The following is a 20,086-nucleotide window of genomic DNA, read 5'->3' as shown; positions in this document are numbered from 1 at the left end:
ACAGCACGATGGACGCACCCAACCCGATCCAGATCCAGAAGTACCTCTCGGGCATCGACTACCCCGCCTCGAAGGACACGATCGTCGAGACCGCGGAGAAGGAGGGCGCGGACGGCGACGTCCTCGAGGCCCTCCGTGCGATCCCGGACGGCGACTACGAGAAGCCCACCGACGTGAGCTCGGCCGTCTCGAAGGTCTGACCCCCTCCGCGGGACGCCGCTCCGGTGCACGGCACGCCGTGCCTGCCGTACCGGAGCGGCGTCCCGCGAGCGGCGATCGGCCGGCGCGGAGAGCCGGGGTCAGGCGGAGGCGTGCTCGTGCTCGCGCAGGACGCCGGACTCGAGCGCCTGGAACGACAGCACCTTGTAGCCCTCGGACTCGAAGAAGATCGTCGCCCGGTCGGCCTCCACGCTCATCACGGTGCCGGCGCCCCACTCGCGGTGCTCCACCGACTCGTCGACGCTCAGAGGGGCGTCCACGGGCGCCTCGACGGTCTCGCCGCTCGCCTCGTGCCGCTCGCAGCCGTCGCAGTTGCCGCACCACTCGGCCGACTCCACGCCGAAGTAGTCCAGCAGGACTCGGCGTCGGCACTGGCTGGTCTCCGCGTAGGCGCGCATCATCGACAGGCGCGACTCCGCGATCCGCTCGCGGGAGGCCAGAGCCTCCTTCACCGCGTGCACGGCCTCGTCGCCCGAGGCCTCGCGCGTGGCGCGCAGACCGGACCCGGTCTCCACCAGCCCCGCGTCCGCGAGATCGTTGACGATCCGGGCGATCGTGCGGGCCGGCTTCCCCAGCTCCTTCGCGAGAGCCGCGGAGTCGAGCCCCGGCTGCTCCGAGACGGCCGCCCAGATCACGCGCAGCGCGGCCTTGTCGACCGAGCGCTTGGCGAAGAAGCGGCGGAGACCGAGGTCCTCGGCGCGGTAGTGCAGCGCGCCCGTCGCCGGCTCGCCGTCGCGGCCCGCGCGGCCGATCTCCTGGTAGTACGCGTCGAGCGACTCGGTGGTCGTCGCGTGCAGCACGAAGCGGACGTCGGCCCGGTCGATGCCCATCCCGAAGGCCGAGGTCGCGACGACGACGTCGAGCTCGCCGGCGCGCCACTGCTCGTGCACGACCTTGCGCTCGGACACCTTGAGTCCGGCGTGGTACGCCGCGACCCGGCGCCCCTCCGCCGCGATGTCGGCCGCGTAGGCCTCCGTCTCCTTGCGGGTGGCGACGTAGACCAGGCCCGGAGCCGTCCAGCTGCGGGCCTCCTCGACCACGGCGGCGCGCTTCTCGTTCTCGCTCTCGTGGCGGTGCACCACCAGCCGGATCTCCGGACGGTCGACGCCGTGCACCTGGATCTCGGGGTCGGTCATCCGAAGGCGCTCGATGATCTCGTCGCGCACCGGCCCGGAGGCGGTGGCGGTCATCGCGAGCACCGGCGGGTCGCCGAGCTCGCCGCGCACATCGGCCAGGCGGAGGTAGTCGGGGCGGAAGTCGTGGCCCCAGGAGGAGACGCAGTGCGCCTCGTCGACGACCAGGAGCGACACTCCTGCGGCCGCCAGGCGCGCCACGTTCTCGGGCTTGGCGAGCTGCTCGGGCGCCAGGAGCACGTAGAGCGGGCCGCCCTCGTCGATCCGGTCCCAGGCGCGGGCGACGGCCGCGGCGCCCTGGGAGGAGTTGATCGCGACGGCGGGCGGGGCCGCCGGAGCCGCCTCGATCGCGGCGAGCTGGTCGGCCTGCAGGGCGACGAGCGGGGAGACGACCAGGACGACGCCGCCGCGCTCGGCTCCGGCGATCTGGTAGACCGCGGACTTGCCGCCGCCCGTCGCCAGCACCAGCAGCGTGTCGCGCCCGGAGGCCGCCGACTCGATCGCCTCGCGCTGACCGGGGAGCAGCGACGACCAGCCGAAATCCTCCCGGGCGATGCGGCTGACAGAGTCGGTGCGGGAGGAGTTCATAGCTCGACGCTACGACCAGACGGCCCCGGAGGCAGTCCGCTTGACAGCGCCGGGGAGCACGGTGAAGGCGCGTCGCCCGGCCTCGCGGCCCGCCTCTGCCCCCTCGTCCCCGCGCTGTCAACGTCCTGCGGAGGGGCCCGTCGCGTGCTGGGCTGGAGCCCCGACGAGAGGAGCCGACATGGCCGACCAGAACGTGAACGAGGACCTTCCCGGATCCGGCGGCGACGCCGTCCCGAACACCGGCGGCGCGCAGACGGTGCTGCCCGGCGAGGACGCGGCCGACGCGTCCGCCGCGGGAGCCGCTCCCGGGGGCACCGCGATCGACCGCGGTGTCACGGACGCCGTGACCGACGGCGACAGCGGAGGAGACACCGTCTCCGGCGACGCCGACCTGCCGGACGAGACCGAGGGCGCGGTCGGCAGCGACCCGGCGAGCGCCGACTGACGTCCCGCTCGGACGCGTCCGGCCCGCCGGATCCGAGGATCCTTGCGGGCCGGAGGCGCTCGTCCCTCCGCGGAGGAGGGCCCGGGCTCAGCGCCGGACGACCACCGGGTTGAACAGCGTGCCGATGCCCTCGACGTCCACCGCGACGGTGTCGCCGTTCGCGATCGGCCCGACGCCGGCGGGCGTCCCGGTGAGGATCACGTCCCCGGGGAGCAGCGTGAAGATGCGCGAGACGTAGGCCACGAGCTCGGGCACCCCGTGGATCATGTCGCCGGTGCTGCCCGACTGCTGCACGCGCCCGTTGACGCGCGTCTCGATCGCGCTCTCGTTCCAGACGAACTCGGTCTCGATGACCGGGCCGAGCGGGCAGAAGGTGTCGTAGCCCTTCGCCCGCGCCCACTGGCCGTCGGAGCGCTGGAGGTCGCGCGCGGTGACGTCGTTGGCGATCGTGTACCCGAAGACCACGTCCTCGTAGTCCTCCGCGCGGACGTTGCGGGCCACGGCGCCGATCACGATCGCCAGCTCACCCTCGAACTCCACCTGCTGGCTGTCCTCGGGGAGGACGATCGCCTCGTCCGGGCCGATGACCGACGTGTTCGGCTTGAGGAACACCAGCGGCTCCGCCGGGGCGTCGCCGCCCATCTCAGCCGCGTGGTCGGCGTAGTTCCTCCCGATGCCGACGACCTTGGAGCGCGGGATCACCGGCGCGAGGAGCTTCGCCTCCGCGATCGGGATGCGCTCCCCCGTGGTGTCGAACCCGGCGAACATCGGGTCGCCGGCGAGCACGACCAGGTCGTCCTCGTCCACGATCCCGAAGTGGATCGCTCCCCCGTTGTCCCCGTCGCGCTGCGTGGCGAATCGTGCGATCTTCATGCGTCCAGCCTCGTCATCCATCCGTGCGTGTCCTCGCGGCGTCCGTACTGGATGCCGGTCAGCTCCTCGCGGAGCGACATCGTGAGCTCTCCGGCGGGCGCGCCCTCGCGGCCGACGGAGAAGCCCTCGCCCTTGAGCTCGGCGATCGGGGTGATCACGGCGGCGGTCCCGCAGGCGAACACCTCGACCACGTCGCCGGAGGCCACCCCGTCGCGCCACTCGTCGATGCTCACGCGGCGCCGCTCGACGCGGTGGCCGCGGTCCTCGGCGAGCTGCAGGACGCTGTCGCGCGTGATGCCCTCGAGGATGGAGTCCGATTCCGGGGTGACCAGCGTGCCGTCCTTCTTCACCAGCACCACGTTCATGCCGCCGAGCTCTTCGATCCACTGCGACTCCTGCGAGTCGAGGAAGAGGACCTGCGCGCAGCCGTGGCTGTAGGCCTCCTGCTGTGGAAGGAGGGAGGAGGCGTAGTTGCCACCCGTCTTCGCCGCTCCCGTGCCGCCCTTGCCCGCCCGGGCGTAGGAGGTGGAGAGCCAGATCGACACAGGGGCGACCCCGCCCGAGAAGTAGGCGCCGGCGGGGCTGGCGATCACGTAGTAGCCGACGTCCTCGGCCGCGCGCACGCCGAGGAACGCCTCCTGCGCGAACATGAACGGGCGCAGGTAGAGGCTGGTCTCCGGCTCCGAGGGGACCCAGTCGCCGTCGACCGCGATCAGCTGCCGCAGCGACTCGACGAAGAGGTCCGTCGGGAGCTCCGGCAGCGCGAGGCGGCGGGCCGAGCGCTGCAGGCGGCGCGCGTTCGCCTCCGGGCGGAAGGTCCAGACGGAGCCGTCCTCGTGGCGGTAGGCCTTCATCCCCTCGAAGATCTCCTGCGCGTAGTGCAGGACGGCGGCGGCGGGGTCGAGCGCGAGCGGGCCGTAGGGCTCGACGCGGGCGCTGTGCCAGCCGTCCGCGCGGGTCCAGCGGAGGCCGACCATGTGGTCGGTGAAGTGCATGCCGAAACCGGGGTTCGCGAGGATCCGGGCGCGCTCCTCGGCGGAGCGGGGCGCGGGGGCGGCGGTCACCTCGAAGGCGAGGTCGGCGGGGGCGGAGTCGGTGCTCATCGTGGTGGTGTCCTTCTGCGGGGGATCAGCGGAGGCGGGCGACGACGGAGTCGCCGATCGCGGCCGTGGAGCGCGGGGTGCCGTCGCGCGACTCGATGTCGGCGGTCACGGCCGCGGTGACGCGGGCGGCCTCGTCGCTCCGGCCGAGGTGGTCCAGCAGCATCGCCGCCGAGAGGATCGCGGCGGTCGGGTCGGCGAGCTGCCGTCCGGCGATGTCGGGCGCGGATCCGTGGACCGGCTCGAACATGCTGGGGAACGCGCCGTCGGGGTTGATGTTGCCCGAGGCCGCGAGTCCAATGCCGCCGCTGATCGCGCCGGCCAGATCGGTCAGGATGTCGCCGAAGAGGTTGTCGGTGACGATGACGTCGAACCTAGCAGGGTCGGTCACGAGGAAGATCGTGGCGGCGTCCACGTGGAGGTAGTCGACGTCCACGTCCTCGAAGGCGGCCCCCACCTCGTCGACGATCCGCTTCCAGAGCGAGCCGGAGAAGACGAGGACGTTCGTCTTGTGGACGAGCGTCAGCCGGGAGCGGCGCGTGCGGGCGAGCTCGAACGCGTGTCGGACGACGCGCTCGACCCCGTAGGCGGTGTTGACCGACACCTCGTTGGCGACCTCGTGCGGGGTGCCCTGCCGGATCGAGCCGCCGGTGCCGACGTAGGGCCCCTCCGTGCCCTCGCGGACGACCACGAAGTCGACCTCGCCGGGAGCCGCGAGCGGCGAGGGGACGCCCGCGTAGAGACGGGTGGGCCGCAGGTTGACGTAGTGGTCGAGCTCGAAGCGCAGCCGCAGCAGCAGTCCGCGCTCGATGTTCGCGTCCCGGAGGCGCGGGTCGCCCGGTGCTCCGCCGACGGCGCCCAGGAGGATCGCGTCGTGTCCCGCGATCGCCGCGAGGTCCTCGTCGGTGAGGACGTCGCCGGTCTCGAGGTAGCGGGCGGCGCCGAGCGAGAAGGTGGTCGTCTGGAGCACAAGGTCGGAGTCGGCGGTGACGGCGTCGAGGACCTTGACGGCCTCGGCGGTCACCTCGGGCCCGATCCCGTCTCCGGGGATGACGGCGAGCTTCACGGTGCGGGGCATGGCGGTCCTCAGGCGTACGGGGTCGGAGTCCCCCCAGCGTACTCGCGGCCCGCCCGCGCCGCGGTCCGGCGCACGCGCCCCCGTCGGGCTGGCGAGGGCCGTCCGGGAGGCGCTGCGCGTCGCGGGCGGCCTCCCTCGGGAGGAGAGGAGGAGCGTCAGCTCCGGCGGAGGCGCCAGGCGCCGACCGCGGCGGCGGCCAGCACGAGGACGACACCGAGCCAGGCCGACCAGCCGACGCCCGAGTCGAACGCCGCGCTCGCCGACGCGACGAGGCTCGCGGCGGAGTCGGCGGGCAGCTCGCCGGCGACCGAGACGGCGCCGCCGAGGGTCTCCCCGGCCCGCTGCGCCTGCGCGGCGTCGAGGCCCTCGGGCAGCACGACTCCCCCGCGGTACACGGCGGTGAGGACCGTGCCGAGCGTCGCGGTGCCGAGGACGGCACCGAGCTCGTAGGCGGTCTCGGAGACGGCGGAGGCCGCACCGGCCTTGTCGGCGGGCGCGTTGGCCAGGATCAGCTCGTTCGACACCGTCTCAGCCGCACCGATGCCCAGGCCGAGGAACGCGAAGGCGACGGCGACGGTGAGCGCGGACGCTCCTCCCGGCGCCCCGCTGCCGAGGGCCAGCAGGATGTACCCGACGGCCGAGACCAGCAGTCCGGCCGGGACGACGAGGCGCGGAGCGACGCGGCGGGCGATCGGCACCACGCCGAGCCCGGCCAGGATCATCACGGCGAGGCCCGGCACGAGCACGAGGCCCGCCTCCAGGGGCGAGAGCCCGACCACGAGCTGCAGGTGCTGCGAGAGGAAGAAGAGCCCGCCGACCAGCGCGGTGACGCTGAGGAGGTTGACCACGATCGCCGCACTGAACGAGCCGCGGCGGAAGAGCGAGAGATCGAGCATCGGCGAGGCCCGGCGCTGCTGGCGGCGGACGAACAGAACTCCCGAGACGACGCCCACGACGAGCGCCGCGACGCCGACCGCGTCGATCCCGTGCTCGGCGAAGGACTTCACCGCGTAGACGACCGGCGCCATGGTCGCCAGCGACAGCAGGATGCTGACCACGTCGACCGGGCCGGGCTGCGGGTCGCGCGACTCCGGCACCAGGATCGGCACCAGGACGACCAGCGGGAGCAGCACGGGCACCGCGAGCAGGAACACCGACCCCCAGGGGAAGTGCTCGAGCAGCACGCCGCCGACCAGCGGGCCGATGCCCGAGCCCACGGCGAAGCCGGTCGCCCAGATCGCGATCGCGAGGCGGCGCTGGTCGCGGTCGGGGAAGACGCTGCGCAGGAGCGAGAGCGTCGAGGGCATCAGCATCGCGCCGAAGAAGCCCAGTGCCGCGCGGGCGCCGATGAGCGCCGCGGCGGTGGGAGCGAACGCGGCCACGACCGAGACGGCGGCGAAGCCGACCGCGCCGACCAGCAGGAGGCGCCGCCGCCCGACGCGGTCGCCGAGGCTGCCCATCGCCACCAGCAGGCCCGCGAGCACCAGCGGGTAGGCGTCGACGATCCACAGCAGCTCGGTGCCGGAGGGGCCCAGGTCCTCGGCGATCGAGGGGAGCGCGAAGTTCAGCACCGTGTTGTCGACCGAAACCAGCAGCACCGGGAGCATCAGCACCGCGAGCGCTACCCAGGCGCGTCGCCCGACCCTGTCGGCGGCGCCGGCGGTGTCGTGGGTGGAGACGGGAGCGGTGCGCGCGGACACGGGGACGACCTTTCAGAGGAGAACGGAGAGAGTATACCGTCCAGCCGGTACAGTCGCCACTGATCCGCCGTAGGATGGTCGCCGTGCCTCCTGCCCCCGCCCGCGACCGCGTCCTCGACGCGTTCGAGCAGCTCCTCATCGAGCAGGGCGAGCGCGCCGCGACCCTCGACGCCGTCGCCCGCGAGGCCGGAGTCTCCAAGGGCGGGCTGCTCTACCACTTCCCCTCGAAGGACGCCCTCGTCGACGGGCTCCTGCAGCGCCTCGACGCGCGGCGGGAGGCGGACGTCGCGCAGAGCCTCGCCGCTCCCGAGGGCGTGGTCGCCTACCTGCTGCGCACCTCCTTCGCCGCCGACTCGGCCTTCGACCGCACGATCCTCGCCGTGTCGCGCATCGCGCAGGGGCACGACGAGCGCGCCAGCGGCGGCCTCGCGCGGATCCACGACAGCTGGAACGAGGTGGTCGCCGACGCCGTGGGCGACCCGCTCGTCGCCCGGGCGATCGTCCTGATGAGCGACGGGCTCTACTACAACTCCGCCCTGCTCCCCACGGGCTCGCAGTCGCGCGGCGAGGCCGAGGACGTCCTCGCGGTCGTCCAGCGCCTCCTCGGGAGCTGAGCCGCGCCGCCCCGGCGGACCCGCTACAGCTCGACGACCCCGTCGATCAGGGTCACCGTCGCGCCGCCGATCCAGATCGCGCCGTCCGTGCTCTCGACGCGCACGCGCCCGGCTCGGCCCAGCGCCGCCCCCTGGGCGGCCGTGTAGCGCTCGGGCAGCACGCCGCTGCCGATCAGCCACTGGGCGATTCCCGCGTTGAGGCTCCCCGTCACCGGGTCCTCGGACACGCCGGCGTCGGGGATGAACGCCCGCACCTCGACCGCGCACTCGCCTCCCGCCGGATGCTCGCCCACGACGCCGACGGGGAGCCCGGCGAGGAGAGCCTGGTCCGGCCGCAGCGCGAGGACCTGCTCCGCCGACGCGAGCCGCACGGCCAGCCAGCCGGGACCGTTGTCGACCCACTCGTGGTCGAGGATCTCCGCGCGCGGGATCCGCAGAGCCGCAGCCACCCGCTCGAGCGTCGCCTCGTCGACCGGTCCGGTCCGCCGGCGGGGCGGGGCGGCGAAGGCGATGCCCTCCTCCGTCACCCGCAGTCGGACGAGACCCGCGGCGCACTCCTGCACGAGCTCCCCCGCCGCGCGGGCCGTCCCTCCGGCCGCGAGCCAGGCGTGCGCGCTCCCGAGGGTCGGGTGCCCGGCGAAGGGCAGCTCCCCGCCCGGCGTGAAGATCCGCAGCCGGTAGTCGGCCGCGGGGTCGCTCGGGCGGAGGAGGAAGGTCGTCTCGGACAGGTTCGTCCAGCGCGCGAACTCCGCCATCGCGGCGTCGCCCACGCCGTCGCCGTCGACGACGACCGCCACCGGGTTGCCCCGGAACGGCGCGGCGCCGAAGACGTCGACCTGAGCGAACCGCCGCGTGCTCACTGCTCGGTGATGTCGATCTCCTGCATGAGGTCGGCGTCGATCGCGACGCGGACCTTCTCGAGCAGGCCGTCCGGGGCGGGAGAGTCGATGGTGATCACCGAGAGCGCCTTGCCGCCCGCCTCGGTGCGCGCGATCTGCATGCCCGCGATGTTGACCGCGGCGTCGCCGAACTCGCGGCCGTAGACCGCGACGATCCCCGGGCGGTCGACGTAGCTCATGACGACGAGGTGCTTCGCGAGGGGGACCTCGACGTCGTAGCCGTTGATCGCCACGATCTTCTCGACCTGCTTGGTGCCGGTCAGCGTGCCCGAGACCGAGATCTGCGAGCCGTCCGAGAGCGCGCCGCGCAGCGTGATCACGTTGCGGTACTCGTCCGAGACCGGCTCCGTGATCAGGCGCACCTCGATGCCGCGCTGCTCCGCGAGCACCGGCGCGTTGACGTAGGACACCGTCTCCGAGACCACGTTGGTGAACACGCCCTTGAGAGCCGCCAGCTTGAGGACCTTCACGTCGTAGCCGGCGAGCTCGCCGCGCACCTCGACGTCGATGGAGGTGACCGGCGAGTCCGCGAGGCCCGAGAAGACCTGGCCGAGCTTCTCGACCAGCGGGATGCCGGGGCGCACGTACTCGTCGATCACGCCGCCGGCGACGTTCACGGCGTCCGGCACGAGCTCGCCCGAGAGCGCGAGGCGCACCGAGCGGGCGACCGAGACGCCGGCCTTCTCCTGCGCCTCGTCGGTCGAGGCTCCGAGGTGCGGAGTGACGACCACGTTCTCGAGGGCGAGCAGCGGCGATCCGGTCGGCGGCTCCTTGACGAACACGTCGAGCCCGGCGCCGGCGATGGTCTTCGCGACGAGCGCGCGGTGCAGCGCGTCCTCGTCGATGAGGCCGCCGCGGGCCACGTTCACGATGAACGCCGACGGCTTCATCAGCGCCAGCTGATCGTCCGAGATCATGCCCGTCGTCTCGGGGGTCCTCGGCATGTGGATCGTGATGAAGTCGCTCTCGGCCAGCAGCTCCTCCAGGGAGAGGAGCGTGACGCCGAGCTGCTGCGCGCGGGCGCTGGTCACGTAGGGGTCGTAGGCGACGACGTTCACGCCGAAGGCCTGCAGGCGCGCGGTGATCAGCGCGCCGATGCGGCCGAGGCCGATGATGCCGACGGTCTTCTCGTAGAGCTCGACGCCCGTGTACTTCGAGCGCTTCCAGAGGCCCTGCGCGAGCGCGCTGTGGGCGGCGGGGATGTGGCGGGCGAGGCTCAGGATGTGGCCGACGGTGAGCTCGGCGGCCGAGATGATGTTCGAGGTCGGCGCGTTCACGACCATGACGCCCGCGGCGGTCGCGGCGGTGATGTCGACGTTGTCCAGGCCCACACCGGCGCGGGCGATCACCTGGAGCGAGGGGGCCGCGGCGATCGCCTCCGCGTCGACCTGCGTCGCGGAGCGCACCAGGATCGCGTGCGCCGTAGCGAGGGCCTCGAGCAGCGCCGGGCGGTCGGTGCCGTCCACGGAGCGGATCTCGAAGTCGGGACCGAGCGCGTCCACGGTGGCGGGCGAGAGTTCTTCGGCGATCAGGACGACCGGCTTTGTCACGAGAGGCGCTTCCTTCGGAGAGGGGACGGAGCGGGCACCGAGGCGGGGGCGTCGGCAGCCCCCCGTCACTGTAGCGGAGGGGTGCGCGCGCCCCGCGCCGTGTGACGCCGCCGGTCAGCTCAGCGAGACCAGGCTCTCGACGCCGAGGACGAGCTGCACGTCGAGCGAGAGCGCCGCCGAGAGGCAGAGGGCCGCCGCGAGCAGTCCGACGCGCGCCGGGAGCCCCCGGCGGCGCCCGAGCAGGACGGCGGCGACGAAGCAGGCGACCGGCAGCACCAGGCCGAGCAGGAGCACCGCCCAGCCCGTCGGATTCAGGTCGGTGCCGAGGGAGGCCGCGTAGCTGCGCAGGCCGATCAGGTTGCCGACCGCCTCCCAGACGTCCCAGGCGAAGAAGAGCGCGAACACCACGGCGACGAGGACGGAGGCGGCCAGGCGCCGGCCGGGCCGGTCGCGCCGGCCGGTCCCGCCGAGGGTGGCCCGGGTCGAGTCGGTCATTAGGCCCCCTTGAGGAACGGCAGCGGAGCGAGGAGGACGAGTCCGGCGACCAGCCAGAGCACGCGGGTGCGCACCCGGGAGTCGCGGGTGGCGAGGAGCACCACGGCGAACCACACCGGCGGCGCCAGGACCGCCAGCCAGAGCCCGAGCGAGTAGAGGGCGCCGCCGAGCGCATCGCCCGCGAAGCCGGCCGCGGCGACCGGCGACTGCCGCGTCGCCGTGATCGCCCAGGCGATGGCGTACAGGAGGTAGAGGCCGGCCGCGATGCCCGCGGCGATCAGCAGAGCGGACGAGGACGCGGCCTCGTCGTCGGGGTCCTCGTCCTCGGAGTCGTCGTCGTCCGAGCCGTCGTCCGCCGGGCCCGCCCCCGCGACCGTGCGGGGCGTCAGGCGCACGCGCGCCGTCCCCGCGGCGAGCGTCGGGTCCGCGCCCCCGCCCGCCCACTCCAGGGCCTCGTCGTCGGCGTCGTCCTCCGGGCCGGCGTCCGGCCCGCGGTCCACCGGCGGGGTCGCCGCGTCGTCGTCCTCCGGGGAGCGGCCCGGTCCACCATCGATCACCGCAACACCCTAGCCGCGCGCACCTCGCAGGAGGCTCGGAGCCCGCCGCCGCCTCCCCGACACCCGGCGGACACCCCGCGTCCTCCCCCGGGGGCGAGGCTGAGCGGATGGACGACCGCCGCCGCCGCTTCGTCGCCCTCGGCGACTCCTTCACGGAGGGGGTCGGCGACCCGCACCCGCGCCTGCCGAACGGGGTGCGCGGCTGGGCCGACCGCGTCGCCGAGCGCCTGGCGAAGGCCGAGCCGGGCTGGGAGTACGCGAATCTCGCCGTCCGCTCGAAGCGCCTCGCCCAGATCACCGAGGACCAGCTCGCGCCCGCCCTCGCGCTCCGCCCCACCCTGATCACGTTGTACGCCGGCGGCAACGACATCCTCGACCTCGGCACCGACACCGTCGATCTGATCACCCGCTACGAGGCGCTCGTCGACGCGCTCGCGACCACCGGCGCCTCCCTCGTGCTCTTCACCGGCGTCGACATCCCGGGACTGCCCGCCCCGCGGATGTTCCTGCGCCGCAACCACCTCTACAACAGCGCCGTCCGCCGGATCGCCCGCGAGCGGGGCGCGATCCTCGTCGACTACTGGGCGATGCGGGAGTTCCACTCCCCCGTGCTCTGGTCGCCCGACCGGATGCACCTCTCCAAGCGCGGCCACCGCGTCCTGGCCGGTCGCGTGCTCGACACGCTCGGCGTGCCGCACACGATCTCGACCGGGCCCTGGGACACCCCCGAGCCGCTCCGCCTCCGCGCGCGGCTGCGCGAGCAGCGCCGCTGGGCCGCCGACTGGGTACTCCCCCTCGTCGGCCGCAAGCTGCGCCGGGTCACGCTCGGCGACCACCTCTCGCCCCGGTGGCCGGACCCCGTCCTCGTCCCGCCGAAGGGCGGTCTCCGCCGTCTCGTCCGCGAGCTCGAGCAGTAGTCGCGCCCCGGACGCGGAGGAGCCCCGGCCCGGCGAGGGGATCCCGGTGGACGGGTCCCTCGTCGGGCCGGGGCTCCCCCGGTCGACGCGGTGCGACTAGCGCGCGACGCTGCCGTCGGTGTAGTCCTCGTCGGTCTGCTTCCAGGCGAAGAGCTTGCGCAGCTCGCGGCCGGTCTCCTCGATCGGGTGCTTCTCGCCCTTGGCGCGCAGCTCCTGGAACTCGGGTCCGCCCGCGTCCTGGTCGCCGATGAAGCGCTTCGCGAAGGCGCCGCTCTGGATGTCGCCGAGGACGGCCTTCATGTTCTCCTTCACGCGCGGGTCGATGACGCGCGGGCCGGAGACGTAGTCGCCGTACTCGGCGGTGTCGGAGACGCTCCAGCGCTGCTTGGCGATGCCGCCCTCCCACATGAGGTCGACGATGAGCTTGAGCTCGTGCAGCACCTCGAAGTAGGCGATCTCGGGCTGGTAGCCGGCCTCGACGAGGGTCTCGAAGCCGTACTGGACGAGCTGCGAGGTGCCGCCGCAGAGCACGGCCTGCTCGCCGAACAGGTCGGTCTCGGTCTCCTCGGTGAAGGTGGTCTTGATGACGCCGGCGCGGGTGCCGCCGATGGCCTTCGCGTAGGACTTCGCGGTCTCCCAGGCGGTGCCGGTCGCGTCGTTCTCGACGGCGATGATGTCCGGGATGCCGCGGCCGGCGACGAACTCGCGGCGCACGGTGTGGCCGGGGGCCTTCGGCGCGATGAGGATGACGTCGACGCCCGCGGGCGCCTCGATGTAGCCGAAGCGGATGTTGAAGCCGTGCGCGAAGGCGAGGGTCTTGCCCTCGGTCAGCGCGGAGGCGATCTGCTCGCTGTAGATCGCGCGCTGGTGCTGGTCCGGCGCGAGGATCATGATCAGGTCGGCCCAGGCCGCGGCGTCGGCGACGCTCTTGACCTCGAAGCCGTCGTCCTCGGCCTTGGCGGTCGACTTCGACCCCTCCTTCAGCGCGATGACGACCTGGACGCCGGAGTCGCGGAGGTTCTGCGCGTGCGCGTGGCCCTGCGAGCCGTAGCCGACGATCGCGACCTTCTTGGACTGGATGATGGAGAGGTCGGCGTCGGCGTCGTAGATGAGCTCGGTCACGTGGTGAGTCCTTTTCTGTAGTGGAGAGTTCGCGGTCAGTTCTTGAAGACGCGCTCGGTGATCGACTTGGAGCCGCGCCCGATGGCGAGCAGGCCCGACTGCGCGATCTCCTTGATGCCGTAGGGCTCGATCACCCGCAGGAACGCGTTGGTCTTGCCGGTGTCGCCGGTGACCTCGATCACCAGGGCGTCCGTCGCGACGTCGACCACGCGGGCGCGGAAGAGCGTGACGGCCTCGAGCACCTGCGAGCGCGTGACGTTGTCGACGCGGACCTTGACGAGCAGGTGCTCGCGCTGGACCGACTGGTCGGTGTCGAGCTCGACGATCTTGATCACGTTGACGAGCTTGTTGAGCTGCTTCGTGACCTGCTCGAGCGGCAGGTCCTCGACGTCCACGGCGACCGTGATGCGCGAGAGCCCGGCCAGCTCGGTCGGACCGACCGCCAGCGACTCGATGTTGAAGCCGCGGCGGGCGAACAGCCCGGCGACACGGGTGAGCAGTCCCGGCTTGTCCTCGACGAGCAGGGAGAGAACGTGGTGCGTCATGCGGGTCTACTCCTCGTCGTCCCAGGTCGGGCTGTGGTCTCGGGCGTACTGGACGTAGCTGTTGGAGACGCCCTGCGGGACCATCGGCCAGACCATGGAGTCGCGGCTGACGACGAAGTCGATCACCACGGGCCGGTCGTTGGTGGCGATGGCGAGGCGGATGGCGTCGTCGATCTCCTCCGGCTTCGTGACGCGGATGCCGAGCGCGCCGTAGGCGTCGGCGAGCTTCACGAAGTCGGGCACCCGGACGGTGTCGTGACCCGTGTTGAGGTCGGTGTTGGAGTAGCGGCCCTCGTAGAACAGGGTCTGCCACTGGCGCACCATGCCGAGCGAGGAGTTGTTGATCACCGCGACCTTGATCGGGATGTCGTTGATCGTGCAGGTGGCGAGCTCCTGATTGGTCATCTGGAAGCAGCCGTCGCCGTCGATCGCCCACACGGTGCGCTCGGGCTCGCCGACCTTGGCGCCCATCGCCGCGGGCACGGAGTAGCCCATGGTGCCGGCGCCGCCGGAGTTCAGCCACGAGTTGGGGCGCTCGTACTTGATGAACTGCGCCGCCCACATCTGGTGCTGGCCGACGCCGGAGGCGAAGACGCCCTCGGGGCCGGTGATCTCGCCGATGCGCTTGATGACGTACTGCGGCGAGAGCAGGCCGTCGTTCGGCTCGGTGTAGCCGAGCGGGAACTCCGTCTGCAGGCCCTTGAGGTAGCTCCACCACTCGGAGGTGTCGGCGCGGCCGTCGGCGGAGGCCTTGGCGAACGCGTCGGTGAGGTCCGGGAGGACGTCCTTCAGGTCGCCCACGATCGGCACGTCGGCGGTGCGGATCTTGGAGATCTCGGCCGGGTCGATGTCGACGTGCACGACCTTGGCGTGAGGCGCGAAGAGCGCCGCCTTGCCGGTCACGCGGTCGTCGAAGCGCGAGCCCAGCGCGAGGATCAGGTCCGCCTCCTGCAGCGCGAGCACCGCGGGGACGGTGCCGTGCATGCCGGGCATGCCCAGGTGCTGCTCGTGCGAGTCCGGGAACGCTCCGCGAGCCATCAGCGTGGTCACCACGGGGGCGCCGCAGGCCTCGGCGAACGCCTTCAGCTCGGCGGCCGCGCGGGCGCGGATGGTGCCGCCGCCCACGTAGAGCACCGGCTTCCGCGACTCGACCAGCAGCTGGGCCGCGGCCTGGATCTGCTTGCCGTGGGCCTTCGTGACCGGACGGTAGCCGGGCAGGTCGATCTTCGGCGGCCAGAGGAACGGCGCCTGGTCCTGCTGCGCGTCCTTCGTGATGTCGACCAGCACGGGGCCGGGGCGGCCGGTGGTGGCGATCAGCGCGGCGGAGGCGAGGGCCGAGGGGATGTCCTCCGGGCGCGTCACGAGGATGGAGTGCTTCGTGATCGGCATCGTGATGCCGACGATGTCCGCCTCCTGGAACGCGTCGGTCCCCATGAGCGTCGAGAACACCTGGCCGGTGATCGCGAGCATCGGGACGGAGTCCATGTAGGCGTCCGCGATCGCGGTGACCAGATTGGTCGCTCCGGGGCCCGAGGTCGCGATGCAGACGCCGAGCCTGCCGGTCGCCGAGGCGTAGCCCTCGGCGGCGTGGCCGGCGCCCTGCTCGTGGCGGACCAGGATGTGCCGGATCTTCGAGGAGTCCATCAGCGGGTCGTAGACCGGGAGGATCGCGCCTCCGGGAAGGCCGAAGACGTCCTCGATCCCGAGCATCTCGAGCGAGCGGACGACCGCCTGCGCTCCGGTGAGGGTCTCGGCCGCGGGGGCGGCCCCGGGAGCGTGGGCGGGTCGGGGTGGCTGGGGCGTCGGTGCGGGCTGCACGGCGGACGGATCCGGAGTCATGCGGGTGTCGATTCCTTCAGGAGGTGGTGCGGCGGCGGGCAGAGCCGGAGGCGAGTGCCCGGGAACGCGAGTGCGCGGCCGGCCGGAGCGGGCCGGGTCACCCGGTGACGGCGCCCTCGGCTGCCGAGCGGACGAGCTTGGCGTACTTGGCGAGGACACCGCGGGTGTAGCGCGGAGGGAGAGGGGCCCAGCCTTCTCGGCGGGCGGCGAGCTCGGACTCGTCGACGAGTAGGTCGATCGAGCGAGCGGCGATGTCGACCCGAATCGGGTCTCCGTCGCGAACGAATGCGATGGGACCTGCGTCCACCGATTCGGGAGCTATGTGGCCGATGCACAGGCCGGTTGTGCCGCCTGAGAATCGTCCGTCCGTCAACAGTAGTACATCTTTTCCGAGCCCGGCCCCCTTGATGGCGGCGGTGATGGCGAGCATCTCGCGCATGCCGGGGCCGCCCTTGGGGCCCTCGTAGCGGATGACCACCACGTCGCCCTTCTCGATCCGGCCCTCGGTCAGGGCGTCCATCGCGGCGCGCTCGCGCTCGAACACGCGGGCCGGACCCTCGAAGACGGAGGCGTCGAAGCCGGCGGTCTTGACGACCGCGCCCTCGGGGGCGAGCGAGCCCTTGAGGATGGTGAGCCCGCCGGTCGCGTGGATCGGGTTGTCGAGGGTGCGGATGACCTCGCCGTCCAGCGGCGCGATGTCCATCGCGGCGAGGTTCTCGGCGACCGTCCTCCCGGTGACCGTCAGGCAGTCGCCGTGGAGCAGCCCGGCGTCCAGGAGCGCCTTCATCACGGCCGGGACGCCGCCGTGGCGGTCGACGTCGTTCATGACGTACTTGCCGAAGGGCTTGAGGTCGCCGATGTGCGGGATCGTGTCGCCGATGCGGTTGAAGTCGTCGATCGTGAGGTCGACCTCGGCCTCGTTGGCGATCGCGAGCAGGTGCAGGATGACGTTGGTCGACCCGCCGAAGGCCATCGCCACCGCGATCGCGTTCTCGAACGCCTCCTTGGTGAGGATGTCGCGGGCCGTGGTGCCGTTGCGCAGCAGCTCGACGACGGCCTCGCCGGACTTGCGGGCGAAGTAGTCGCGACGGCGGTCGGCGGCGGCGGGCGAGGCGGAGCCGGGCAGGCTCATGCCGAGCGCCTCGGCCACGCTGGCCATGGTGTTGGCGGTGTACATGCCGCCGCAGGATCCCTCGCCCGGGGCGAAGGCGCACTCGATGCGCTTGGCGTCCTCCTCGGACATGATCCCGGCCTTGACGCCGCCGACGGCCTCGAAGGAGTCGATGATCGTGATGTCCTTCTCGGTGCCGTCCGAGAGCTTGACCCAGCCCGGAGCGATCGAGCCGGCGTAGACGAACACGGCGGCGAGGTCGAGGCGGGCCGCGGCCATCAGCATGCCGGGCAGCGACTTGTCGCAGCCGGCCAGCATGACGGTGCCGTCCAGGCGCTCGGCCATCATCACGGTCTCGACGGAGTCGGCGATGACCTCGCGGGAGACGAGCGAGAAGTGCATGCCCTCGTGGCCCATCGAGATGCCGTCCGAGACGGAGATGGTGCCGAACTGGAGCGGGTAGCCGCCGCCGGAGTGCACGCCCTCCTTCGCGGAGCGCGCGAGGCGCTCGAGCGAGAGGTTGCAGGGGGTGATCTCGTTCCACGAGGACGCGATGCCGATCTGGGGCTTCTCCCAGTCGTCATCGCCCATCCCGACCGCCCGCAGCATCCCGCGCGACGTCGTGGCCTCGATGCCGTCCGTGACGGTGCGCGAGCGGGGCTTCCAATCGATTTCCGGCATGCGATGAGGCTACCGCCTCGCGCGCGGTGCCCCTGCTCGCCGGGCGGACCCGGACCGGCCCGCGCACCCGTCCCGGCCCCGGCCTCCGGCAGCGGCACCGGATGCGGACGTCCCCGCGGATCTCCGACTCGTCGCGAACGGCCGCTCCCCGCGTCGGCGGACGGCCGTCCTCGGCGAGTCGGCGATCCGGGACCCGCCGGCGCTGACCGCCGGAAGGGGGCTGCTACTCCGCGCGCAGGTCGGCCAGCAGCCGGAGTGCGTGCGCGACCTGCTCGGGACCGCGGACCCGGTAGGAGGCCGCGGTGGTGCCCTCGCCGCTCTTGATGCCGACGTCGCCGGAGCCGAGGACCGCGAAGGCGTCCTCGTCCGTCACGTCGTCGCCCGCGTAGAGCACGGCGGTCGCGCCGGTGTAGCGGCGGAGGTGCTGCACGGCCTCGCCCTTGGTGGTCGAGCGGACCGAGAACTCCAGGACGTTCTTGCCCTCGCGGACGGTGACCCCCTGCACCTCGGCGCGCGCCTCGGAGAGGGCGACGACGTGGGCGACGCGGCTGTGGCGCTCGGTCGCGAGGCGGGTGTGCAGGGCGAAGCCGGCGGGCTTGTCCTCGATCCAGACGTTGTCGATCCCGCGGGCGATGCCCTTCAGGACGTCCTCGAGTACTCCCACCTTCTCGAGCTCGTCGTCGTCGAGCCGGACCGCGTCCTCCTCGGGGTCGAGGCGGATCTCGATGCCGTGGGAGCCGACCAGCAGCGCCTCGTCCGGCAGCTGCGAGACCTCCTCCAGGCTCCCGAGCGCCCGGCCGGAGACCAGCGCGACCCGGGTGCCGGGGAGGGCGAGGAGCCGCAGCACGGCCTCGCGCGCCTCGGGGAGCGCCCGCGCGCGGGCGGGGTCGTCGACCTCGGGCGCGAGGGTGCCGTCGAAGTCGAGGGCCACCAGGAGCCGGTCGGTCGCGGCGAGCTCCCGCAGCGCCGCCGCGAGCCGCTCGGGCACTCCCTCGCTCATCGCGCGCCGCCGTCGAGCTCGCGGTCGTCGGCGGCCTCCCGCTCGAGCTCGGCCGCCTGTCCGTGGGCCGCGTCGTCGCGGTGCTCGGCCTCCTGGCCGTGCGGCGCCTCCTGCCCGCGGGCGGCGGGCCGCACGTCGAGCTGCTGGCCGGCCGCGTGCTCCGCGAGAGCGGAGAGGAACGACTCGGACCAGCGCGCCACGTCGTTCTCGAGCACGCGGCGACGGAGCGCGCGCATGCGCCGGGTGCGCTCGACGCGCGGCATCCGCGCCGAGGCCTCCATCGCGTCCTTCAGCCCCGAGATGTCGTGCGGGTTCACCTGCACGGCCTGCTTGAGCTCGTCGGCCGCTCCGGCGAACTCGCTCAGCACGAGCACGCCGTCGTTGTCGAAGCGGGACGCGACGTACTCCTTCGCGACGAGGTTCATCCCGTCGCGCAGCGCCGTGACGAGCATGACGTCGGCGGCGAGGTAGAGCGCCACCATCTCCTCGCGCGGGTAGCCGTGGTGGAGGTAGCTGATCGCCGGGTGCCCGAGCGTGCTGTAGTCGCCGTTGATCCGGCCGACCTGCAGCTCGATGTCGTCGCGCAGCTGCCGGTAGGTGTCCACGCGCTCGCGGCTCGGGCTCGCGACCTGGACCAGCACCGCGTCCTCGGAGGTGAGGCGGCCGTCCGCCAGGAGCTCGCCGAAGGCCTTCAGGCGGTGGCCGATCCCCTTGGTGTAGTCGAGCCGGTCGACGCCGAGCATGATCGTCGCGGGGTTGCCCAGCTCGGCGCGGATCTCGGCGGCGCGGGCCTGGATCTCGGGGGTGCGCGCCATCGCCTCGAACGACGCGGAGTCGATCGAGATCGGGAAGTGCCGGGCGACGACCGGGCGCACGCTCGCCCCGCGCCGCGAGCGGTTGACGCGGCGGGTGCCGCCGACGGCCTCCTCCTCGACCGGGACCTCGACGACCGTGCTGCGGGTGTCGTAGCCCAGCAGGCGCCGGACCGCGCGGAGGAAGCTGCCCGCGTCTCCCTGGCGCTGGAAGCCGATCACGTCGGCGCCGAGCAGGCCCTCGACGATCTGCCGGCGCCACGGGAGCTGCGCGAAGATCCCGTAGGGCGGGAACGGGATGTGGTTGAAGAAGCCGATCGTGACGTCGGGCCGGAGCTCCCGCAGCATCTTGGGCACGAGCTGGAGCTGGTAGTCCTGGACCCAGACCACGCCGTCCTCCTCCGTCACGGCCGCGGCCGCCTCGGCGAAGCGCTGGTTGACCCGCACGTAGGCGTCCCACCAGTCGCGGTGGTAGGTCGGGGGCGCGATCACGTCGTGGTACAGCGGCCAGAGCGTGTCGTTCGAGAAGCCCTCGTAGTAGTCCTCGAGCTCCTGCGCGCTGAGGGCGACGGGGACGATCTGCACGCCGTTGTCGACGAACGGGGCGACCTCCTCATCGGCCACGCCGGGCCAGCCGACCCAGGCGCCCTCGTTCGCGCGCATCACCGGCTCGAGCGCGGTGACCAGCCCGCCGGGCGAGGTCTTCCAGGACGCGGTGCCGTCCTCGGCCACGACGCGGTCCACCGGGAGGCGGTTCGAGACGACCACGAACGCGTTGCGCTCTGTCCCTCCCGAGGTCCCGGCGTCG

Annotated in this window: 19 protein-coding genes; 4 read left to right on the top strand and 15 right to left on the bottom strand. The window is 72.8% G+C overall.

All coding sequences use genetic code 11. The annotated features are described in order from the left end of the window. The first annotated feature begins 8 nt into the window (after positions 1-8). Complete coding sequence (locus C5C95_RS02795) at positions 9-200, top strand: DUF2795 domain-containing protein (RefSeq protein WP_104223528.1); 192 nt, start codon at positions 9-11, stop codon at positions 198-200. A gap of 99 nt (positions 201-299) precedes the next feature. On the opposite strand, the gene C5C95_RS02790 is transcribed toward C5C95_RS02795, so the two are convergent. Next, the gene (locus tag C5C95_RS02790) at positions 300-1,940 is read right to left on the bottom strand and encodes a RecQ family ATP-dependent DNA helicase (protein ID WP_104323744.1); all 1,641 of its coding nucleotides are present in this window, start codon (positions 1,938-1,940) and stop codon (positions 300-302) included. A gap of 178 nt (positions 1,941-2,118) precedes the next feature. Here C5C95_RS02790 and C5C95_RS02785 point away from each other — a divergent pair, with 178 nt between their 5' ends. Beyond that, entirely contained in the window at positions 2,119-2,385 is a 267-nt protein-coding gene (locus C5C95_RS02785; protein ID WP_104226254.1) for a hypothetical protein, read from the top strand. Between the two features lie 87 nt (positions 2,386-2,472). On the opposite strand, the gene C5C95_RS02780 is transcribed toward C5C95_RS02785, so the two are convergent. The 4 genes from C5C95_RS02780 to C5C95_RS02765 all read right to left on the bottom strand — a co-directional run bounded on the left by C5C95_RS02780 (position 2,473) and on the right by C5C95_RS02765 (position 7,136). Next, positions 2,473-3,258 carry a fumarylacetoacetate hydrolase family protein gene (locus tag C5C95_RS02780; protein WP_104309445.1) on the bottom strand — a complete coding sequence of 262 codons (786 nt, stop codon included), beginning with the start codon at positions 3,256-3,258 and terminating at the stop codon, positions 2,473-2,475. Then, positions 3,255-4,361, bottom strand: coding sequence for a branched-chain amino acid aminotransferase (locus tag C5C95_RS02775; RefSeq protein WP_104239273.1), 1,107 nt, complete (start codon positions 4,359-4,361; stop codon positions 3,255-3,257). Before C5C95_RS02775 ends, C5C95_RS02780 begins: the two co-directional genes overlap by 4 nt. Positions 4,362-4,386: 25 nt before the next feature. Further along, entirely contained in the window at positions 4,387-5,436 is a 1,050-nt protein-coding gene (locus C5C95_RS02770; protein ID WP_104323743.1) for a 3-isopropylmalate dehydrogenase, read from the bottom strand. Between the two features lie 155 nt (positions 5,437-5,591). Then, positions 5,592-7,136 (bottom strand): MFS transporter, encoded by a 1,545-nt coding sequence (locus C5C95_RS02765; protein WP_258059394.1) that lies wholly within the window; start codon positions 7,134-7,136, stop codon positions 5,592-5,594. A 74-nt stretch (positions 7,137-7,210) separates the two neighbouring features. Here C5C95_RS02765 and C5C95_RS02760 point away from each other — a divergent pair, with 74 nt between their 5' ends. Continuing rightward, positions 7,211-7,750 carry a TetR/AcrR family transcriptional regulator gene (locus C5C95_RS02760; protein WP_208543367.1) on the top strand — a complete coding sequence of 180 codons (540 nt, stop codon included), beginning with the start codon at positions 7,211-7,213 and terminating at the stop codon, positions 7,748-7,750. A 23-nt stretch (positions 7,751-7,773) separates the two neighbouring features. Here C5C95_RS02760 and C5C95_RS02755 read toward each other — a convergent pair whose 3' ends face one another. The 4 genes from C5C95_RS02755 to C5C95_RS02740 form a co-directional block, all read right to left on the bottom strand. Continuing rightward, entirely contained in the window at positions 7,774-8,610 is an 837-nt protein-coding gene (locus C5C95_RS02755; protein ID WP_104268716.1) for a PhzF family phenazine biosynthesis protein, read from the bottom strand. Next, positions 8,607-10,199 (bottom strand): phosphoglycerate dehydrogenase, encoded by a 1,593-nt coding sequence (gene serA, locus C5C95_RS02750; RefSeq protein WP_104223535.1) that lies wholly within the window; start codon positions 10,197-10,199, stop codon positions 8,607-8,609. The genes C5C95_RS02755 and serA overlap by 4 nt, the downstream gene beginning before the upstream one ends. 114 nt (positions 10,200-10,313) lie before the next feature. Next, complete coding sequence (locus tag C5C95_RS02745) at positions 10,314-10,694, bottom strand: hypothetical protein (protein WP_104233218.1); 381 nt, start codon at positions 10,692-10,694, stop codon at positions 10,314-10,316. Continuing rightward, entirely contained in the window at positions 10,694-11,251 is a 558-nt protein-coding gene (locus C5C95_RS02740; RefSeq protein WP_104323742.1) for a hypothetical protein, read from the bottom strand. Before C5C95_RS02740 ends, C5C95_RS02745 begins: the two co-directional genes overlap by 1 nt. 107 nt (positions 11,252-11,358) lie before the next feature. Here C5C95_RS02740 and C5C95_RS02735 point away from each other — a divergent pair, with 107 nt between their 5' ends. Continuing rightward, positions 11,359-12,168, top strand: coding sequence for an SGNH/GDSL hydrolase family protein (locus C5C95_RS02735; protein ID WP_104323741.1), 810 nt, complete (start codon positions 11,359-11,361; stop codon positions 12,166-12,168). Positions 12,169-12,264: 96 nt separating this feature from the next. Here C5C95_RS02735 and ilvC read toward each other — a convergent pair whose 3' ends face one another. The 6 genes from ilvC to C5C95_RS02705 form a co-directional block, all read right to left on the bottom strand. Beyond that, the gene (ilvC, locus tag C5C95_RS02730) at positions 12,265-13,290 is read right to left on the bottom strand and encodes a ketol-acid reductoisomerase (RefSeq protein ID WP_104223539.1); all 1,026 of its coding nucleotides are present in this window, start codon (positions 13,288-13,290) and stop codon (positions 12,265-12,267) included. Positions 13,291-13,325: 35 nt separating this feature from the next. Beyond that, on the bottom strand, positions 13,326-13,835 hold the full coding sequence (gene ilvN, locus C5C95_RS02725) for an acetolactate synthase small subunit (RefSeq protein WP_104223540.1): 510 nt from the start codon (positions 13,833-13,835) through the stop codon (positions 13,326-13,328). Positions 13,836-13,841: 6 nt separating this feature from the next. After that, entirely contained in the window at positions 13,842-15,674 is a 1,833-nt protein-coding gene (locus tag C5C95_RS02720; RefSeq protein WP_104323740.1) for an acetolactate synthase large subunit, read from the bottom strand. 97 nt (positions 15,675-15,771) lie between these two features. Further along, on the bottom strand, positions 15,772-17,466 hold the full coding sequence (gene ilvD / locus C5C95_RS02715; protein WP_104233215.1) for a dihydroxy-acid dehydratase: 1,695 nt from the start codon (positions 17,464-17,466) through the stop codon (positions 15,772-15,774). Positions 17,467-17,689: 223 nt separating this feature from the next. Continuing rightward, the gene (gene otsB, locus C5C95_RS02710) at positions 17,690-18,466 is read right to left on the bottom strand and encodes a trehalose-phosphatase (RefSeq protein WP_104250141.1); all 777 of its coding nucleotides are present in this window, start codon (positions 18,464-18,466) and stop codon (positions 17,690-17,692) included. Then, positions 18,463-20,046, bottom strand: a complete 1,584-nt coding sequence (locus C5C95_RS02705; protein ID WP_104250140.1) for a trehalose-6-phosphate synthase — start codon at positions 20,044-20,046, stop codon at positions 18,463-18,465. The genes otsB and C5C95_RS02705 overlap by 4 nt, the downstream gene beginning before the upstream one ends. Positions 20,047-20,086: the final 40 nt, after the last annotated feature.

Source organism: Rathayibacter sp. AY1B7, assembly GCF_002932735.1.
Taxonomy (GTDB): domain Bacteria; phylum Actinomycetota; class Actinomycetes; order Actinomycetales; family Microbacteriaceae; genus Rathayibacter.
This window is presented reverse-complemented; position numbering and strand designations above follow the sequence as displayed.